Annotated in this window: 19 protein-coding genes; all 19 read left to right on the top strand. The window is 57.5% G+C overall.

Annotated elements, in window-relative coordinates; genetic code table 11:
* Positions 1-55: 55 nt before the first annotated feature.
* On the top strand, positions 56-586 hold the full coding sequence (locus HUO12_RS03425) for a NuoB/complex I 20 kDa subunit family protein (RefSeq protein ID WP_217905231.1): 531 nt from the start codon (positions 56-58) through the stop codon (positions 584-586).
* Positions 583-1,344 carry an NADH-quinone oxidoreductase subunit C gene (locus tag HUO12_RS03430; protein WP_176272272.1) on the top strand — a complete coding sequence of 254 codons (762 nt, stop codon included), beginning with the start codon at positions 583-585 and terminating at the stop codon, positions 1,342-1,344. Before HUO12_RS03425 ends, HUO12_RS03430 begins: the two co-directional genes overlap by 4 nt.
* Positions 1,345-1,349: 5 nt before the next feature.
* Positions 1,350-2,555 carry an NADH-quinone oxidoreductase subunit D gene (locus tag HUO12_RS03435; RefSeq protein WP_176274268.1) on the top strand — a complete coding sequence of 402 codons (1,206 nt, stop codon included), beginning with the start codon at positions 1,350-1,352 and terminating at the stop codon, positions 2,553-2,555.
* 204 nt (positions 2,556-2,759) lie between these two features.
* Entirely contained in the window at positions 2,760-3,428 is a 669-nt protein-coding gene (gene nuoE / locus HUO12_RS03440) for an NADH-quinone oxidoreductase subunit NuoE (protein WP_176272273.1), read from the top strand.
* Complete coding sequence (gene nuoF / locus HUO12_RS03445) at positions 3,428-4,723, top strand: NADH-quinone oxidoreductase subunit NuoF (protein ID WP_176272274.1); 1,296 nt, start codon at positions 3,428-3,430, stop codon at positions 4,721-4,723. The genes nuoE and nuoF overlap by 1 nt, the downstream gene beginning before the upstream one ends.
* A 198-nt stretch (positions 4,724-4,921) precedes the next feature.
* The gene (gene nuoG, locus HUO12_RS03450; RefSeq protein WP_176274269.1) at positions 4,922-6,937 is read left to right on the top strand and encodes an NADH-quinone oxidoreductase subunit NuoG; all 2,016 of its coding nucleotides are present in this window, start codon (positions 4,922-4,924) and stop codon (positions 6,935-6,937) included.
* Positions 6,934-7,209, top strand: a complete 276-nt coding sequence (locus HUO12_RS03455) for a hypothetical protein (protein WP_176272275.1) — start codon at positions 6,934-6,936, stop codon at positions 7,207-7,209. The genes nuoG and HUO12_RS03455 overlap by 4 nt, the downstream gene beginning before the upstream one ends.
* Complete coding sequence (locus tag HUO12_RS03460) at positions 7,206-7,412, top strand: hypothetical protein (protein WP_176272276.1); 207 nt, start codon at positions 7,206-7,208, stop codon at positions 7,410-7,412. The genes HUO12_RS03455 and HUO12_RS03460 overlap by 4 nt, the downstream gene beginning before the upstream one ends.
* The gene (gene nuoH, locus HUO12_RS03465; protein ID WP_176272277.1) at positions 7,412-8,458 is read left to right on the top strand and encodes an NADH-quinone oxidoreductase subunit NuoH; all 1,047 of its coding nucleotides are present in this window, start codon (positions 7,412-7,414) and stop codon (positions 8,456-8,458) included. Before HUO12_RS03460 ends, nuoH begins: the two co-directional genes overlap by 1 nt.
* Positions 8,455-8,943, top strand: coding sequence for an NADH-quinone oxidoreductase subunit NuoI (gene nuoI, locus HUO12_RS03470; RefSeq protein WP_176272278.1), 489 nt, complete (start codon positions 8,455-8,457; stop codon positions 8,941-8,943). The genes nuoH and nuoI overlap by 4 nt, the downstream gene beginning before the upstream one ends.
* Before the next feature lie 27 nt (positions 8,944-8,970).
* Entirely contained in the window at positions 8,971-9,594 is a 624-nt protein-coding gene (locus HUO12_RS03475) for an NADH-quinone oxidoreductase subunit J (protein ID WP_176272279.1), read from the top strand.
* Positions 9,591-9,896 (top strand): NADH-quinone oxidoreductase subunit NuoK, encoded by a 306-nt coding sequence (nuoK, locus tag HUO12_RS03480; protein WP_176272280.1) that lies wholly within the window; start codon positions 9,591-9,593, stop codon positions 9,894-9,896. The genes HUO12_RS03475 and nuoK overlap by 4 nt, the downstream gene beginning before the upstream one ends.
* Before the next feature lie 6 nt (positions 9,897-9,902).
* Positions 9,903-11,912 carry an NADH-quinone oxidoreductase subunit L gene (gene nuoL / locus HUO12_RS03485; protein ID WP_176272281.1) on the top strand — a complete coding sequence of 670 codons (2,010 nt, stop codon included), beginning with the start codon at positions 9,903-9,905 and terminating at the stop codon, positions 11,910-11,912.
* A complete protein-coding gene (locus tag HUO12_RS03490) occupies positions 11,912-13,453 on the top strand; it encodes an NADH-quinone oxidoreductase subunit M (RefSeq protein WP_176272282.1) in 1,542 nt (513 codons plus the stop codon). The genes nuoL and HUO12_RS03490 overlap by 1 nt, the downstream gene beginning before the upstream one ends.
* Positions 13,453-14,916: an NADH-quinone oxidoreductase subunit NuoN gene (gene nuoN / locus HUO12_RS03495; protein ID WP_176272283.1), complete on the top strand. Its 1,464-nt coding sequence runs from the start codon at positions 13,453-13,455 to the stop codon at positions 14,914-14,916. The genes HUO12_RS03490 and nuoN overlap by 1 nt, the downstream gene beginning before the upstream one ends.
* Positions 14,913-15,623, top strand: a complete 711-nt coding sequence (locus HUO12_RS03500; protein ID WP_176272284.1) for a biotin--[acetyl-CoA-carboxylase] ligase — start codon at positions 14,913-14,915, stop codon at positions 15,621-15,623. Before nuoN ends, HUO12_RS03500 begins: the two co-directional genes overlap by 4 nt.
* An 11-nt stretch (positions 15,624-15,634) precedes the next feature.
* Positions 15,635-16,411 (top strand): type III pantothenate kinase, encoded by a 777-nt coding sequence (locus HUO12_RS03505; protein WP_176272285.1) that lies wholly within the window; start codon positions 15,635-15,637, stop codon positions 16,409-16,411.
* Positions 16,408-18,063: a ribonuclease J gene (locus HUO12_RS03510; protein ID WP_176272286.1), complete on the top strand. Its 1,656-nt coding sequence runs from the start codon at positions 16,408-16,410 to the stop codon at positions 18,061-18,063. Before HUO12_RS03505 ends, HUO12_RS03510 begins: the two co-directional genes overlap by 4 nt.
* A complete protein-coding gene (locus HUO12_RS03515) occupies positions 18,063-18,335 on the top strand; it encodes a DUF1467 family protein (RefSeq protein ID WP_176272287.1) in 273 nt (90 codons plus the stop codon). Before HUO12_RS03510 ends, HUO12_RS03515 begins: the two co-directional genes overlap by 1 nt.
* Positions 18,336-18,353: the final 18 nt, after the last annotated feature.

Below are 18,353 nucleotides of genomic sequence, written 5' to 3' on the forward strand. Positions count from 1 at the left end.
CACGACGATCATTCCGCCCACTGCGCCGATCAGCGCGGCTGAGGCGGCTGCGACCATGCCGACAGCGAAGGGCGGCGAAATCCGCACGCCTGATGCAGACTATTTCAACGCGCTGCAAACCGAAGTGAATGACAAGGGCTTCCTCGTCACTTCGACCGAAGACGTGTTTCAATGGGCGCGCACAGGTTCGCTGTGGTGGATGACCTTTGGTCTCGCATGCTGCGCGGTGGAAATGATCCACGCGAACATGCCACGTTATGACATGGAGCGGTTTGGCGCTGCGCCTCGGGCTTCCCCGCGCCAGTCGGACTTGATGATTGTCGCAGGTACGCTGTGTAACAAGATGGCGCCTGCTCTGCGCAAGGTTTACGACCAGATGTCTGATCCCAAATATGTGATCAGCATGGGCAGCTGCGCCAATGGCGGCGGCTATTACCACTATTCCTACAGCGTCGTGCGTGGCTGTGACCGGATCGTTCCGGTCGACATCTATGTACCGGGCTGCCCGCCGACCGCAGAAGCGCTGCTTTACGGCGTGATGCAATTGCAGCGCAAAATTCGCCGCGCCGGGACGATTGAGCGATGAGCGTGGTGCATTCCGCTCCGAAGATTGCGTCCAATGACGGCGTGCGTGAGGCACTTGTATTTGCGCTTGGCGATCACGTTCTGGATTCGACGGAAGAACACGGCGAGATCGTTCTCACGGTAAAGCGCGAGAGCATCGAAACGGTCCTCAAGTCGTTGCGTGACGATCACAAGTACCAGCAGTTGATGGAAATCGCTGGCGTGGATTATCCGTCCCGAGCTGAGCGGTTCGAATGCGTCTACATGCTGCTTTCGCTTACCAAGAACCACCGGATCATGGTGAAGTGCAGCACGGACGAGAATACGCCTGTTCCGACGGCAACCACGCTTTGGCCAAACGCGGGGTGGCTCGAGCGCGAAGTCTTCGACCTCTATGGTGTGAAGTTCTCCGGCAATCCGGACTTGCGCCGTATTCTGACCGACTATGGCTTTGAAGGGCATCCTTTCCGCAAGGACTTCCCGATGACCGGCTATACAGAGCTGCGTTATTCCGAAGACGAAAAGCGCGTTGTCTATGAGCCCGTCGAGCTTGCACAGGACATGCGTACATTTGATTTCCTCTCTCCGTGGGAGGGCACTGATTACGTGCTTCCCGGTGACGAAAAGGCCGATGGTCCACCACAGGTCGACAAGCCGAAAGTGACGGAGAAACCTGCGGATACCGGCGCTGGCAAGAAAGCTGAGGAAAAGGCAGCGAAAGACACGCCTTCTGACCCACCGGCCATGGAAGAACCTGATGACAAGGAGGACGGCAAATGAGCAAAATGCAGCTTGAAGAGTCGCCCACCACTGACGGCGACGTCATCCAGAACTACACCATCAACTTCGGTCCTCAGCACCCTGCAGCGCACGGCGTGCTTCGCATGGTGATGGAGCTGGACGGCGAGATGATCGAGCGGATCGATCCCCATGTCGGCTTGCTCCACCGCGGTACGGAGAAGCTGATCGAGCAGAAGACCTATTTGCAGGCGCTGCCTTACTTCGATCGCTTGGACTATTGTTCGCCGCTTTGCATGGAGCATTCCTACGTGCTCGCCATCGAGAAGCTCATCAATCTCGAAGTGCCGGAGCGCGCGCAATACCTCCGCGTGCTCTTCGCTGAGCTCACCCGCATCTGCAATCACATGCTCAACATGGGCGCACATGTGCTCGATGTTGGCGCGTTTACGCCGAACCTGTGGATCATGGATCTGCGCGAAGACTGCATGAACTTCTTCGAGCGGGCTTCAGGCGCGCGCATGCACTCGGCCTGGTTCCGCCCAGGCGGTGTGCATCAGGATGTGCCAGAAAAGCTGCTGGTCGATATTGGCGAATGGCTCGACAACCGGTTCTTCCAGCTCTTCGACGATGCAATGAGCCTGGTGCTCGACAACCGCATCTTCAAGCAGCGCAATGTCGATATCGCTGTGGTGAGCCAGGACGACGCGATCGCTTGGGGCTTTAGCGGCCCGATGATCCGCGCTGCCGGCCTGCCGTGGGATTTGCGCAAGTCGCAGCCGTATGACGTGTATGACCGTATGGAATTTGACATTCCGGTGGGCACGAACTCGGATTGCTATGACCGCTTCATGGTCCGCGTCAAGGAAGTTCGCGAGAGTGCGAAGATCATCAAGCAATGTCTGCGCGACATGCCCGATGGTCCGGTTTCCAGCACCGATGGCAAGGTCTCACCGCCCAAGCGCGGCGAAATGAAGCAGTCGATGGAAGCACTGATCCACCACTTCAAGCTCTACACCGAGGGCTTCCATGTTCCGGAAGGCGAAGTCTACGTCGCAACGGAAAGCCCCAAGGGCGAGTTTGGTGTCTATCTCGTGAGCGATGGGACGAACAAGCCGTATCGCTGCAAGATCCGCCCGACGGCATTCTCTCACCTGCAAGCGATGGACTTCATGAGCAAGGGCCACATGCTGCCAGACGCGACTGCCATTCTCGGCGCGATCGACGTGGTATTCGGGGAGTGTGACAGGTGAGCCAACCTTTTAGCCCTTGGGATTTTCTCATCGGAGTTGGATATGGCGTGGGCCCAACTCTGATGCTTCTACGGATTTCGGAGATGCTTCCGGCTGTTTATGGATATGCTGGAGTAGCGGTCTTCATTCTTACCCTTTCCATTCAAACCTTCCGTCTCCGGCAGCAGGAGAAAGCTGCTAAGGTCGCTGAACAGAGCTCGTCCAATGGCTGACCGTACTCCCGCACCCGATACGCCTGAACTGCGTGCGCGCTGGGGTTCGTTCGAATGGACGGACGCAAACCGTGCGAAGGCCGATTATCACATCGCCAAATACCCGGACGGCCGCCAGAAATCAGCGGTAATGCCGCTGCTTGATCTTGCTCAACGTCAGGTAGGCCAAGAGACCGACACGCAAGGCTGGCTGCCGCTACCGGTGATCGAGTATATCGCGAACTATCTCGACATGTCGGTAATCCGCGTGCTCGAAGTCGCGACCTTCTATTTCATGTACAACATGAAGCCGGTCGGGAAGTATCATGTGCAGGTCTGCGGCACCACGCCGTGCATGCTTCGCGGCTCGGACGACATCATCTCCGCTTGCAAAGCGCGCGGCATGAAGAAGGGCGAAGTCTCTGAGGACGGCCTTTGGACCCTCACCGAAGTCGAATGCATGGGTAATTGCGCGACCGCGCCGATGGTCCAGATCAATGATGACAATTACGAAGACCTGACCGTTGAGCGGCTTGATGCCGTTCTGGACGCGTTGGCAGCAGGCGAAACGCCCAAGGCGGGCACACAGGAGCCCGGCCGTCATACATCAGAGCCAAAAGACGGACCGACGACACTCAAGGAAATGGTTAACGCCAATCACGATTACCGGGGGGAATGGTAATGTCTCTCCAGGATAAGGATCGCATCTTCACTAACCTTTACGGCTTTCAGGACTGGGGACTGAAGGGTGCGCAGGCGCGCGGCGACTGGGACAACACCAAGGCGCTGATCGAACGCGGGCAGGACGCGATCATTGAAGAAATCAAGGATTCCGGCCTTCGCGGGCGGGGCGGGGCAGGCTTCCCCACCGGCCTTAAATGGTCGTTCATGCCGAAAGAGAGCAAGGACGGTCGACCAAGCTTCCTCGTTATCAATGCTGACGAATCCGAGCCCGGTTCATGCAAGGATCGCGAGATCATCCGGCACGATACGCACAAACTGATCGAAGGTGCGCTGGTGGCTGGTTTCGCCATGCGTGCGAGGGCTGCCTATATCTACATTCGCGGCGAGTATATCCGCGAGGCCGAAACGCTGCAAAAGGCCATCGACGAAGCCTATGACGCAGGCCTGATTGGCAAGAATGCGTCCGGCTCAGGCTACGACTTCGACGTGTTCATGCATCGCGGTGCAGGCGCGTATATTTGCGGCGAAGAAACCGCGATGATCGAAAGCCTTGAGGGCAAGAAGGGCCAGCCAAGGCTCAAGCCGCCATTCCCGGCAGGCGCAGGCCTTTATGGTTGCCCGACCACGGTCAACAATGTCGAAAGCATCGCGGTCGTCCCGACGATCCTGCGACGCGGCGCGAGCTGGTTCAACAGCTTTGGCCGCGAAGGCAATCACGGCACGAAGCTGTTCCAGATTTCGGGTCATGTCGAACAACCATGCGTCGTCGAGGAAGCTATGAGCATCCCCTTCCGCGAGTTGATCGAGAAGCATTGTGGCGGAATTACAGGAGGTTGGGAGAACCTCTTGGCAGTCATTCCGGGCGGTTCATCAGTGCCATTGGTACCCGCTGAGCAGATCATGGACGCACCGATGGACTTTGACGGGCTGAAGGATCTCGGCTCCGGCCTTGGCACAGCCGCCGTCATCGTGATGGACAAGTCCACCGACATCGTCCGCGCGATTTCGCGCCTTTCCTATTTCTACAAGCATGAAAGCTGCGGCCAGTGCACGCCTTGCCGCGAAGGCACGGGCTGGATGTGGCGCATGATGGAACGCCTGCGCACCGGCGATGCGGCGATTGAAGAAATCGATATGCTGCAGGAAGTGACCAAGCAGGTAGAAGGCCACACAATCTGCGCATTGGGTGATGCGGCGGCTTGGCCGATTCAGGGACTGATCCGCCATTTCCGCCCCGAGCTGGAGCGCCGCATTCACGAGCACAACGCTAAGTTTGCGGAGGCTGCGGAATGACCAACTCCCGTTTTCTCACAATAATATCTGTATTAATGATCTTGGTCGGGATCATCGCACTGTTTGACAGATACGCAGATTATTCGAGCGGTGAAGAGAGCATCTTCGGATGGTTAAACTTGCCCATCGCTTTGTTCTTGATCGGCGGCTCATCTCTGTATCGAGCTATCTCAGCAAACCGCAGCAGCGAGACTGATGATGCCTAAAGTCACCGTAGACGGACAGGAGCTCGAGGTTCCAGACGGCGCAACCGTCCTTCAGGCAGCAGAGCTTGCGGGCAAGGAAATCCCGCGCTTCTGCTACCACGAACGCTTAAGTATCGCCGGTAACTGCCGGATGTGCCTGGTGGAAGTGAAGCCGGGACCGCCCAAGCCTCAGGCGTCATGCGCGCTTCCCGCCACCGAAGGTCAGGAAATCCGCACCGACACACCGATGGTCAAGAAAGCGCGTGAAGGGGTGATGGAGTTCCTCCTCATCAACCACCCGCTCGATTGCCCGATTTGCGACCAGGGCGGCGAATGCGATTTGCAAGATCAGGCGGTGGCCTATGGCCGTGGCGGATCGCGCTATGAAGAGAACAAGCGCGCGGTCACCGAAAAGTATATGGGGCCGCTGATCAAGACGATCATGACCCGCTGCATTCACTGCACGCGCTGTGTGCGCTTCTCTGAAGAGATCGCTGGCGTGGACGAGATTGGCGCGCTTTATCGCGGCGAAGACATGCAGATCACCACCTATCTCGAGCAGGCGGCTGCCCACGAGATGAGTGCGAATGTGATCGATCTGTGTCCGGTCGGGGCACTTACTTCTCGCCCTTACGCGTTCGAGGCCCGTCCGTGGGAGCTGAAGAAGACCAATAGCATCGATGTGTCTGACGCTGTCGGCGCGAATATCCGTCTGGATAGCCGGGGCCGCGAAGTCATGCGCGCACTCCCTCGCATCAATGATGATGTGAATGAGGAATGGATTTCCGACAAGGCACGCTATCAGGTCGATGGCCTCGGCAAGCGCCGCTTGGACAAGGTCTTTATCCGCAAGAAAGGCGGGATGAAGGTCGGCAGCTGGGACGAAGCATTCAAGGCTGTCGCGAAGCAACTCAAGGACGCGAAATCATCCATCGCAGCAGTCGCAGGCGACATGGTCGATTGCGAAACGATGTTTGCGGCCAAGGCGCTGCTCAAGGCGTGCGGATCGAACCTGCTTGAAGGTCGCCAGACTGGCATGGATTATGACGTGTCGAGCCTGGCGGCGGTGAATTTCAACTCGACGCTTGCCGGGATCGAGACCGCAGATGCTATTCTGATCGTCGGCAGCAATGTACGCTGGGAAGCGCCGAGCGTGAACGTCCGACTGCGCAAGGCGGTGAAGCGCGGCGCGAAGGTCTATGTGATCGGTCCTGAGTGGGAAACGACGTTCCCTGCGACATTCCTTGGCGGTGACCTTGCTGTCCTCAATGACTTGCCGGGCGATCTGGTTGACCATTTCCGTGAGGCAGAGCGTCCCGCGATCATCATGGGCGGTGCGGCTCTTGCCAAGGGTGCGCTTCACGCGGGTCTCGCGGCTGCGGATACGCTTGGAGTGGTGAAACAGGGCTGGAATGGCTTCAACGTGCTGCACTTCTCTGCCGCACGCATGGGCGGGCTGATGCTCGGCTTTGCACAACAGGGCGGAATGGCGGACATCGCAGCTGCCAAGCCGAAGGTGGTCCTCTCGCTTGGCGCGGATGAGATGGATTTCGAGCCCTATGCTGACGCTTTGAAGGTTTATATCGGTCACCACGGCGACAAAGGCGCGCATGCGGCGGATATCGTACTTCCCGCAGCTTCCTACGCGGAAAAGGACGGAACCTACGTCAACACGGAAGGCCGCGTGCAATATGCGGAAAAAGCCGTGTTTGCTCCGGGTGATGCACGCGAAGACTGGACGATCCTACGTGCGCTCGCCGACGCGATTGGCGTAAACGTCGGATTTGACAGCTTTGGTGAACTGCAGGCCGCGATGATCGCCGAAGTGCCTGCTCTGGGCGAAGAGGGTCTTGCGGATTACGGCGCATTGCCGGCTGCTCCCGCGGGGGCGAAGGCGGAAGGCGTGATCGAAGGTTACCCTATCAAGGACTTCTACCTCACCAATCCGATCGCTCGCGCGAGCGAAGTAATGCAGCGCTGCTCAGCAGAACTACTCCATGGCGATGAGTTGAAGGAGGCGGCAGAGTGAAGCAGATTCCTCAGTTCGTAAGGCGACTGCCGTACGTTTTTTATGCGTTAGCAATTGTCGTCGGCCTTTGGCGCTATTGGAACGACTGGACTGTTGCGGAAGCTTCCATGCAATTTGCGACAGGCGGGAGCGAATTTGACCAAATGCGCTTCATGTCGCGCTCGACTGCACTCTATTGGGGCGTGGTCGAGGCCGCATATTTGGTCGCCAATGGTGGAGTGATCCACGTCCTTGTCGCGATCTACGACAAAGTGTCAGGAGCGGCAGAGTGACCTTCTTCGCAGTTCTAATTGGCGCTGGCATATTTCTGCTGGTCCTGTTGGGTGTCGCATCCTTTGCGCCGAGGTTCATGAAGAATGACAAGGCGTCCGCGCCTGATCCAGGTGCTGGCTCTGCAGGTGGCGGCACCTACGGGTCAAAGGGATTTGATGAATATTTGGACTTCGACGCAGGCTGCGGAGGAGACGGAGACTAATGACCGAATTCTTCCAATCCTTCGGCATGTCGTATGAGTTCGCGTGGTTTGTCGCGACGATCAGCGGCATTCTGCTGATCGCTCTCCCGGTAATGCTCGCGGTTGCGATGATCATCTATGTCGACCGCAAGGTGCTCGGTGCGATTATGTTGCGGCGCGGACCCAATGTGGTTGGCCCGTTCGGCCTGCTTCAGAGTTTCGCGGATGGCCTCAAGGTCTTCCTGCAGGAAACCATTATCCCGAGCGCGGCAAACAAGGGCATCTTTCTGCTCGCGCCGATCATCACATTCACCGTCGCCCTTGCCGCATGGGCGGTGATGCCGTTCGATGCAAAAATGGTGCTGGCGGATATCAATGTCGGCCTGCTCTACATCCTCGCGATCAGCTCGCTCGGCGTTTACGGCGTAGTGATGAGCGGATGGGCGAGTAACTCGAAATATCCGTTCTTCTCCGCCATGCGCGCGGCGGCACAGATGATCTCTTACGAGGTCTCGATCGGTTTCATCCTCGTCTGTGTGGTGCTGTTCGCCGGTACGTTCAACTTGAATGGCATCATCACCGCGCAAGAAGGCTTCGGCCTCGGCGTGATCAACGCCTATGCAGTGCATCCGCTGCTGTTCCCGATGTGGGTGGTGTTCTTCATCAGCTGCCTGGCAGAGACCGCGCGCGCACCGTTCGACTTGACCGAGGCCGAATCCGAGCTCGTCGCAGGCTTCCAGACCGAATATTCCTCCATGAGCTTCGCGCTGTTCTGGCTCGGCGAATATGCCAACATCCTTCTGATGTGCATGCTCAACGCGGTATTGTTCTGGGGTGGTTGGTTGCCGCCGATTGATTGGGAGCCGCTTTATGCCGTGCCCGGCATCGTCTGGCTGCTGCTCAAGACCTTCGTCTTCTTCTTCATGTTCAGCTGGATCTGGGGAACCGTGCCGCGTTACCGCTATGACCAGTTGATGCGGCTCGGGTGGAAGGTTTTCCTGCCGATGAGCCTGATCTTTGTCGCCGTAATCTCGGGCTATCTGATGGCCACAGGGCACTACTCATGAGCACCGTCACCCATCTCATCAAATCGTTCACGCTTTGGGAAATTCTCAAGGCGCATGCCTTGACGCTGAAGTATTTCTTCAAGCCAAAGCTGACGATTAACTATCCGTTCGAGAAGAATGCGCTCTCGCCCCGTTTTCGCGGGGAGCATGCGCTGCGTCGCTATCCCAATGGAGAAGAGCGCTGCATCGCCTGCAAGCTGTGCGAAGCTGTGTGTCCGGCGCAAGCGATCACCATTGAAAGCGAACCGCGCGAAGACGGCAGTCGCCGCACCACGCGCTATGACATCGACATGACCAAATGCATCTATTGCGGCTTCTGCCAGGAAGCTTGTCCGGTGGATGCAATCGTCGAAGGGCCGAACTTCGAATACGCGACTGAAACGCGCGAAGAGCTGCTCTACGACAAGGCGAAACTCTTGGCCAACGGGGACAAGTGGGAGCGGGCGATTGCCGCAAACCTTGAAGCCGATGCGCCCTATCGTTAACGGGCGCGACGGACGGAACAGGGGTCTATGATTCAAGCAATTGCCTTTTACCTTTTTGCAGGCCTGATGCTTGCAAGCGCGGTCATGGTGATCAGCGCGCGCAATCCGGTGCATTCCGTGCTGTGGCTGATCCTTGCATTCTTTAACGGCGCGGGACTGATGGTACTGATCGGCGCTGAATTCATCGCGATGCTGCTGGTCATCGTCTATGTGGGCGCGGTCGCGGTGTTGTTCCTGTTCGTCGTGATGATGCTCAACATCGACTTTGCAGAGATGCGCGCGGGCTTCATCAAGAACGCGCCGCTTGGCTTGCTGGTTGCGTTCATCTTGTTTCTTGAGCTGTTCGTCGGCCTGGTTGCGACCGGGCAGGGCGGTGTAACACTTGGTACGGCGGATGGCCTGTCACAGCAGGCTTCTGACACTCCGAATATCGATGCGATCGGCGCGTTGCTTTACACGCGCTACGTCTTCCTGTTCGAGGTCGCCGGCATCATCCTGCTAGTCGCGATGATCGGTGCAATTGTACTGACGCACCGGACGAAGCCAGGCGGCTCTCCGGGCCGTCAGGATATCGGCAAGCAGGTTCGCCGCCGTCCAGAAGATGCAACCGTTATGAAGCAGCCGGAAGTCGGCAAGGGGCTCGAGCTATGATTGGCGTCGAACACTATATCACTGTGTCCGCCGTGCTGTTCGTACTCGGCGTGCTGGGGATTTTCCTCAACCGCAAGAATGTGATTACGATCCTTATGTCGGTCGAGCTGATCCTGCTCGCTGTGAATATCAATCTGGTCGCCTTCAGCGTGTTCCTGAATGATCTCGTGGGACAGGTCTTCGCGATGTTCGTGCTGACAGTGGCTGCGGCAGAGGCAGCCATCGGGCTAGCCATCCTTGTCATTTACTACCGCAAGCGCGGCACGATTGCGGTCGAAGACGCCGCGCAGATGAGAGGGTAGAGTCCAGTGCAGACGTCCATCCTTCTTATCGTCTTTCTACCCCTGCTTGCGGCTATTGTTGCTGGGCTAGGCAATCGCGCGCTTGGCAATACCATCGCCAAGTCAATCACCACCGGCGCGCTGTTCATCAGCTGCGGTCTGAGCTGGCCAATCTTTATCGGATTCCTCACCGGAAGCGCTGAAGCGACCGTTGTGCCAGTGCTTACCTGGGTCCAATCGGGCACGCTGAGCTTTGACTGGGCGCTGCGCGTCGATGCTCTGACCGCGGTTATGCTCGTGGTGATCAACACGGTGTCCGCGCTCGTCCACCTCTATAGCTGGGGCTATATGGAGGAAGACCCGGATCAGCCGCGCTTCTTCGCCTATCTCTCGCTGTTCACCTTCGCCATGCTGATGCTGGTGACGGCTGACAATCTAGTCCAGATGTTCTTTGGCTGGGAAGGCGTCGGCCTTGCGAGTTATCTGCTGATCGGCTTCTGGTTTAAGAAGCCATCTGCCAACGCCGCTGCGATCAAGGCTTTTGTGGTCAACCGCGTCGGCGATCTGGGCTTCATGCTCGGCATCTTCGGCACCTATCTGGTCTTTCAGACCACCTCGATCCCGGAAATCCTTGAGGCCGCACCCGGCATGACCGGGGCGACCATCGGCTTCCTCGGCTACCGCATGCACACGATGGATATACTGTGCATCCTGTTGTTCATTGGCGCGATGGGCAAGTCCGCACAGCTGGGTCTCCACACTTGGCTGCCTGATGCGATGGAAGGCCCGACGCCTGTATCCGCGCTGATCCATGCCGCGACCATGGTGACTGCAGGCGTGTTTATGGTTTGCCGCTTGTCACCCATGTTCGAAGCGGCGCCTGTCGCGCTCACCATCGTGATCTTTGTTGGTGCAGCGACATGTTTCTTTGCAGCGACCATCGGAACCACGCAGTGGGACATCAAGCGGGTGATCGCCTATTCGACCTGCTCTCAGCTCGGCTACATGTTCTTTGCCGCAGGTGTCGGAGCCTATGGCGCGGCGATGTTCCACCTGTTCACGCACGCCTTCTTCAAGGCGCTGCTGTTCCTTGGCGCGGGCTCAGTGATCCATGCGATGCATCACGAGCAGGACATGCGCTATTACGGCGCGCTTCGTAAGCACATCCCGCTAACCTTCTACGCCATGATGGCCGGTACGTTGGCCATTACCGGCGTTGGTATTCTCGGGTTCTTCGGCTTTGCTGGCTTCTATTCGAAGGATGCAATCCTCGAGGCGGCCTTCGCACGCGGCACGGATATGTCCTACTTCGCATTCTGGATGGGCGCGATCGCGGCTCTGCTGACGAGCTTCTACAGCTGGCGCTTGGTGTTCCTGACCTTCTACGGAAAGCCGCGCTGGATCGAGAGTGAGCACATCCAGCACAGCGTTCACAAGACACCGGAAGAGGCAGGCGAAGACACAACCGGCGGCTATCACCCGCACGAGAGCCCGATGTCGATGCTGATCCCGCTCGGCGTGTTGACGGTTGGAGCGGTGCTCGCAGGCTTTGTGTTCAAGTATCCGTTTATCGATGGATCCAGTGAGGCTGTGAATGGCGCGTTCTGGGGCGGCTCAATCTACTTCAATGAAGGGCTTATCCATGCGCTCCACGCTGTGCCGCTATGGGTGAAGCTGACCGCGACCTTTGTCATGATCGTAGGTTTTGTCACTGCATGGTGGGCCTACATCAAGAACCCGTCGATCCCGGCGAAGTTCGTGGAGCAGTTCCGCTATGTGCACCAGTTCGTGTTCAACAAGTGGTATTTCGACGAGCTCTACAATCTCATTTTCGTCAAGCCGAGTTTCTGGCTCGGACGCATGTTCTGGAAGCGGGGTGATGAGAAAACCATCGACCGTTTCGGTCCGGATGGCGCAGCTTGGGTGGTCCAGCGCGGCGCTGTGCTCGCGAAGAAAGTGCAGTCCGGATATCTCTATAGCTATGCGTTGATCATGCTTGTGGGCGTGGTCGCCGCGATAACGTGGGTCCTCTTCTGATGGACGGTTTTCCGATCCTTTCCGTGATGCTGTTGGTCCCGCTGATCGCGGGCATTGCGTGCTTCTTCCTCGATGCGCCGGCCGCGCGTATGACGGCGCTGGTTGCGACGCTGATAGACTTGGCGCTCGGCATAGTGCTGTGGCTCAATTACGACATTGGCGGTGCGCAGTGGCAATTCGTCGAGAAAGCACCGCTCTTTGCGGGCTTTAGCTGGGCGCTTGGTATCGACGGCATCGCGCTGATGCTCATCATGCTGAGTGTCTTTCTCATGCCGATTTGCATTCTGGCAGGCTGGGATTCCATCAAGACCCGCGTCGGAGAGTACATGGCAGCTTTCCTGTTCATGGAAGTGCTGATGATCGGCGTGTTTGCCGCGCAGGATATCTTCCTGTTCTACATCTTCTTTGAAGCTGGCCTGATCCCGATGTATCTCATCATCGGTGTATGGGGCGGGGCGAACCGCATTTACGCGAGCTACAAGTTCTTCCTCTACACGCTGCTTGGCTCGGTGCTGATGCTGATTGCGATGTTCTGGATGGTGAACGAAGCGGGCACGTCGGACATCCCGACGCTGATGCAGTACGACTTCGCACCGGAAGCCCAGACGTGGCTTTGGCTCGCATTCTTCGCGAGTTTTGCGGTGAAGATGCCAATGTGGCCGGTGCACACTTGGCTGCCTGACGCGCACGTGCAGGCGCCGACGGCAGGTTCAGTGATTCTCGCAGGCGTTTTGCTCAAGATGGGTGGTTACGGCTTCATCCGCTTCAGCTTGCCGATGTTCCCTGAAGCGAGCGCACAGTTTGCTTGGCTGGTCTTCATCCTTTCCATGATCGCAGTCGTATACACTTCGCTCGTCGCACTGGTTCAGAACGACATGAAGAAGCTGATTGCCTATTCCTCGGTTGCGCACATGGCGATTGTGACAGTGGGTCTGTTTGCATTCAATGTGCAAGGCCTTGAAGGCGCGATGATCGTCATGCTGTCGCACGGGCTTGTGTCGGGAGCGCTCTTCCTGTGCGTCGGCGTGATCTACGACCGGCTCCATACGCGTGAGATCGACCGCTACGGCGGGCTCTCGATCAACATGCCGAAATACGCGGTTTTCTTCCTGCTGTTCACCATGGCGAGCATCGGCCTGCCGGGGACAAGCGGCTTCGTGGGCGAGTTCCTGTCGCTCGCCGGGATCTATCAGGTCTCCACACTTGTGACACTCGTCTGCACCACAGGCATCATTCTAGGTGCGGGCTACATGCTCTATCTCTACCGCCGTGTGGCATTCGGCGATCAGGTCAATGAGGACGCAGCGAGCATGAAGGACTTGAACGCGCGCGAATGGGCCATGCTTGCGCCCATTGCTGCTGCAGTTCTCTGGATGGGTGTTTACCCTGAAAGCTTCCTTGCTCCGATGCGGGCGGACATTGCGGCGCTGGACGCGCGGATTGCTCGCGCAACGCCGGAAAATGATAGCCAACTCAATGTCGGCACGCCGACAGGCGTGATCGCCAATGCTGTCGAGCACTCAGAAGGAGGAGAGCACTGATGGACCTCTCCACTTCGTTGCAGCTCATTATTCCTGAGCTGATCCTGACAGCCACCGGTCTTGTGCTGTTGCTTGCAGCCGCATGGGGCGGCGACAAGCCTGCGCGCTTGTTCACAGGCATTGCGATAGCGGCGCTGTTCGCTTCAGGCATTGCGCTGGTACCGACATTGCATGACGGCCTGATGGGTGTCGAAACCAACGCGTTCGGCACGCTGTTTAAAGCCGATTCCTATGCCGCTTTTGCCAAGGCCCTGATTTACCTCGCTGCCATCGGCGCACTTGTTGTAGCGCCGGCCTGGTTCGACAAGCGCGGGGCAATGCGCAGCGAGTACCCTGTACTCATCGTCTTTGCGACGCTCGGCATGAGCATCATGGTCTCTGCCGGGGACTTTATCACGCTGTATCTCGGGTTGGAGCTCAACTCGCTAGCTGCTTACGTGCTCGCGGCATTCCTGCGCGATGACCGCCGTTCCGCTGAAGCGGGTCTCAAATACTTCGTCCTTGGCGCGCTCGCATCGGGCATCCTGCTTTACGGCATGAGCTTGCTTTATGGCTTTACCGGTTCAACCGATTTCGCTGGTGTACGGGAAGCTTTGAACGGCGAGCTTTCGACCGGCGCGCTATTCGGCCTCGTGTTCGTTCTTGCAGGCCTTGCGTTCAAGATTGCGGCCGCACCGTTCCACATGTGGACCCCTGACGTCTACGAAGGCGCTCCAACGCCCGTCACGACCTTCTTCGCTACGGCGCCAAAGGTTGCTGCGGTGGCCCTGCTGGGACGAGTGGCGTTCGACGTCTTCGGCGGTCAGGTCGATGCGTGGCGTCAGATCGTGATCTTCATCGCACTGCTTTCAATTGTCATCGGTGCATTGGGCGCGATTGGGCAGGAAAACATCAAGCGTCTGCTAGCCTACAGCTCGATCAACAATGTCGGCTTCATCCTGATCGGCGTTGCAGCAGCAACCGCTGCCGGCGCGAGCGCGATGCTGGTTTACCTGTTCATCTATGTCGCCATGTCGCTCGGCAGTTTTGTCGCAGTTCTGATGCTCAAGGATAGCGTCGGAAACGACGTCGAGAACATTTCCAGTATGGCAGGCATGGTCAAAGAGCAACCCTTGCTGAGCTGGTGCCTATTCTTCCTGATGCTCAGCCTTGCGGGTATTCCTCCGCTGTTCGGCTTCTGGGGCAAGTTTGTTGTGTTCCAGGCGGCCGTCGAAGCGGATCTCGTTATACTGGCAGCGCTTGGGATTGCCGCGAGCGTTATCGGCGCGTTCTACTATCTAAAGGTCTGCAAGATCATCATGTTTGATGACTCAGCTGGCGTCGTAACGGGCAAGAGCGCCACAAGCCATTGGGTTCTGCTGCTGATCACAAGTGCGATCATTTCGCCGCTCGGCTATCTGTTGACTCCATCCTTGGGCGATCTTTCTGACAAGGCCGCAGAAGCGCTGTTTCTGACGCTTTGATTCAAGTCGTAGCTGAAACCGGCTCAACCAATGCCGATCTCATCGCGCGCCTCAATGAAGGCGAGCGTGTCGCAGAGGGTCATTGGTTGATCGCGGATCGGCAGACTTCCGGGCGGGGCCGGCAAGGGCGCGACTGGTTTGATGGCTCTGGCAATTTCATGGGGTCGACTGTCATCCACCTAACGCCTCAGGATCCCGCGCCACATACATTGTCTCTGGCAGTCGGATTGGCGGTTTATGAAGCTGTGAGACCCTTCGGCCCAGCGGCAGCGTCCCTGATGCTGAAATGGCCCAATGACCTTCTACTCAATGGTGGCAAGCTGTGCGGGATATTGCTTGAGCGCGTGAATGACACAATTGTTGCTGGTGTGGGCGTAAACTTGAACAGCGCACCTGAACTCCCCAATCGCGAGACAATTGCGCTAAGCAAATTCGGGCCTGCTCCTGATCGTGATATTTTTGCAAGCTCGTTAGCCAAAGCACTGGATACAGAATTGGAGCGTTGGCGAACCTACGGACTTCCGGCCTTAATCAGGCGGTGGGAAGCTGTTGGCACACCGCGTGGAACACTCCTCAGTGTTCACGAGCCCGACGGTAGCCTGATAGAAGGTCAATTTGCAGGACTCGATGTCGAAGGAACACTGCAACTGCGCTTGGAAGATGGCTCAACCCGTGCCATTCACGCTGGCGATGTATTTCTCGTCTGAAGGACAAATAGATGCTGCTTGCCGCTGATGTCGGAAACACAAATGTGGTCTTTGCGCTGTTTGATGGCCGCAAGATCAAAGCGCGCTGGCGCATCGCAACCGATCCGCGTCGTACCGGGGACGAGTATGCCGTCTGGCTGCTTCAGCTTCTTCAGATCGAAGGGGTTGCGCGCGAGGATATCAAGCAGATCATCTTCGCTTCGGTCGTTCCCCGCGCGAACCATAACCTCACTGTCTTGTCAGAGAAGTACTTCGGCATCACCCCGATCATCGCAGGCCAAGGCAAAGCTGCATGGCCGTTTGAAATCGATGTCGATCAACCGAGCTCTCTTGGAGCAGACCGGGCCCTCAACATCCTCGCTGCACATGAAAAATACGGTGGCGACCTGATCGTGGTCGATTTCGGCACTGCGACCAAGTTCGAAGCGATTGACTTCAACGGAGCCTATAAGGGCGGGATCATTGCGCCGGGAATCAATCTTTCTCTCGATGCTTTGGTGGGCAAGACAGCGAAGCTCCCGCGTATAGCTATCAAAGCGCCAGAGAATACCAGCGTGATTGGCCGCAATACCGAGGACCAGATGCTTATCGGGATATTTTGGGCGCATGTCGCGATGATGGAAGGTCTGATCGCACGGATGCGCGCGGAAATCGGTCGTCCAGCGAAGATCGTTGCGACCGGAGGATTGGCGATCCTGTTCGATCAGAAGACCGAGATTTTCGACCATGTCGATGCTGATCTGACCATACAGGGCCTCGCAATTCTGGCGGAGCATGCCTCCAAGTGAAAAAAGACTTCACGCCTGAAAAAGAACTGCTGTTTCTAGCGCTCGGCGGTTCCGGCGAGATTGGCATGAACGTCAATCTTTACGGTGCTGACGGCAAATGGCTGATGGTCGACTTGGGAATGACGTTTTCCGGCGATCAGTATCCCGGCGTCGACCTTGTTTTCGCCGACCTCGATTTCATCGAAGAACGCACGAAAGACCTGCTCGGTATAGTCCTTACGCATGCGCATGAGGACCATATTGGCGCGGTTCCCTATTTTGCTGAGGAATTGGGAGTACCGCTCTATGCGACGCCGTTCACAGCGGATCTGGTGGCGCGCAAGTTGGAAGAGGCAGGGCTGCTCGACACTGTTGAGCTGAATGTGATCGAAGAAGATCATGGCAGCTTCGATATCGGCCCCTTCAACATCACTTACATTCCGCTCGCGCATTCGATCGCTGAAGGAAACGCGCTGCTGATCGACACGCCCTATGGGCGGGTGTTCCACACAGGCGACTGGAAGCTGGACGAAGAGCCGATCATCGGCGAGCCGACCACAGAGGAAGAACTTCGCGCTATCGGTGAAGAGGGCGTCTTGGCTCTGGTTTGCGACAGCACCAATGTCTTCAATCCCAACCCAAGTGGCTCTGAAGGGGCGGTGCACCGCGCTCTGATGGCAGAGGTCGCAAAGCACACAGGACGCCGCGTACTTGTGACCACTTTTGCGTCAAACGTCGCGCGGCTGCAGACGCTTGGTGAAGTCGCGCGCGAGACAGGACGGCAGCTTTGCGTTGCGGGACGTTCGCTCGATCGCATCATCGAAGTCGCGCAGGACAATGGCTATCTGCAGGATTTTCCCGACACTGTTGATTTTGACACAGCGATGGGGCTGCCGCGCGGCGAGGTGCTGATCATTGCTACAGGCGGGCAGGGTGAACCTCGTGCAGCACTCGCTCGCATCGCTGATGAAAACCATCCGCTTGAGCTTGTACGCGGTGATGTTGTGCTGTTCTCGAGCAGGCAAATACCTGGCAACGAGCTTTCGATCGGTCGGGTTATGAACCAGCTGGCCGATCGCGGGATCGTGATGGTGACTGATCGGCAGAGTGCGATCCATGTCTCTGGCCATCCCGGACGCCCAGAATTGGAAGCGCTCTATGAATGGTTGAATCCTGAAGTGCTCATCCCGGTGCATGGCGAAATCCGGCACATGAACGAGCAGGCGAGGCTTGGGCGATTATGCGGCATCCCGTCGCAAGTCGTGCAGAAGAACGGCGATCTGGTGCGGCTCGCGCCAGGGAAGCCGGGTAAAGTCACAGAAGTCAGGGCAGGGCGTTTGGTGCTCGATGGCGATCTTATCACTCCTGCTGATGGTGAAGGCGTCACTATGCGCCGCCGCATTGCATATGAAGGCGTTGTTATGACCGTCATCGATGCGGGAGGCGTGGTCGCGGTCGAAGCGATGGGGCTTCCGCTCGATGAGGATCTCGAAGGGTTCTACGCTGAAGCAGTCGAGGACTCGCTTAAGGCGCTGCAAAAGCTGCGAGGATATGATGCGAAGGATCAAGCTGCGCGGTCAGAAGCGGTGCGCATTGCAACCAGACGGGCTGCACAGCGTTGGTCAGGCAAACGCCCGCAAGTGCGGGTGATCAACTTGGCGAGCTCTGACTGATGGAATGGACTTCGATTGCAGCGATTTACCTGCTGGTGTGGGTTATGACAGCGTTTGTCTCATTGCCATTCGGGGTGAAGACAGCGGACGAAGCTGGCGTCGCCAAGGTAGCGGGGCAGGCTGATAGTGCGCCAGTTAACTTCCAGCCAGGAAAACTGGTCTTGCGCGCAACGATAATCGCCGCGGTTCTTACCGCGCTCTATGTCGCAAACTTCGAATATGGCTGGATCACTGTTGACGATATCAACTTCTGGCCTGAACCGCCTCAATAGGCACCGGCCAGGATGTTG

Origin of the sequence: Altererythrobacter lutimaris, assembly GCF_013371495.1 — a bacterium.
In the GTDB taxonomy this organism is placed as follows: Bacteria; Pseudomonadota; Alphaproteobacteria; order Sphingomonadales; family Sphingomonadaceae; genus Erythrobacter; species Erythrobacter lutimaris_A.

Coding starts and splice junctions, on each gene's coding strand:
- HUO12_RS03505 (WP_176272285.1), top strand. CDS start 15,635: ATGCTGCTTGCCGCTGATGTCGGAAACACAAATGTGGTCTTTGCGCTG.
- nuoG (WP_176274269.1), top strand. CDS start 4,922: ATGCCTAAAGTCACCGTAGACGGACAGGAGCTCGAGGTTCCAGACGGC.
- nuoF (WP_176272274.1), top strand. CDS start 3,428: ATGTCTCTCCAGGATAAGGATCGCATCTTCACTAACCTTTACGGCTTT.
- nuoI (WP_176272278.1), top strand. CDS start 8,455: ATGAGCACCGTCACCCATCTCATCAAATCGTTCACGCTTTGGGAAATT.
- nuoH (WP_176272277.1), top strand. CDS start 7,412: ATGACCGAATTCTTCCAATCCTTCGGCATGTCGTATGAGTTCGCGTGG.
- HUO12_RS03475 (WP_176272279.1), top strand. CDS start 8,971: ATGATTCAAGCAATTGCCTTTTACCTTTTTGCAGGCCTGATGCTTGCA.
- HUO12_RS03430 (WP_176272272.1), top strand. CDS start 583: ATGAGCGTGGTGCATTCCGCTCCGAAGATTGCGTCCAATGACGGCGTG.
- HUO12_RS03490 (WP_176272282.1), top strand. CDS start 11,912: ATGGACGGTTTTCCGATCCTTTCCGTGATGCTGTTGGTCCCGCTGATC.
- nuoN (WP_176272283.1), top strand. CDS start 13,453: ATGGACCTCTCCACTTCGTTGCAGCTCATTATTCCTGAGCTGATCCTG.
- HUO12_RS03515 (WP_176272287.1), top strand. CDS start 18,063: ATGGAATGGACTTCGATTGCAGCGATTTACCTGCTGGTGTGGGTTATG.
- HUO12_RS03425 (WP_217905231.1), top strand. CDS start 56: ATGCCGACAGCGAAGGGCGGCGAAATCCGCACGCCTGATGCAGACTAT.
- nuoE (WP_176272273.1), top strand. CDS start 2,760: ATGGCTGACCGTACTCCCGCACCCGATACGCCTGAACTGCGTGCGCGC.
- HUO12_RS03435 (WP_176274268.1), top strand. CDS start 1,350: ATGCAGCTTGAAGAGTCGCCCACCACTGACGGCGACGTCATCCAGAAC.
- nuoK (WP_176272280.1), top strand. CDS start 9,591: ATGATTGGCGTCGAACACTATATCACTGTGTCCGCCGTGCTGTTCGTA.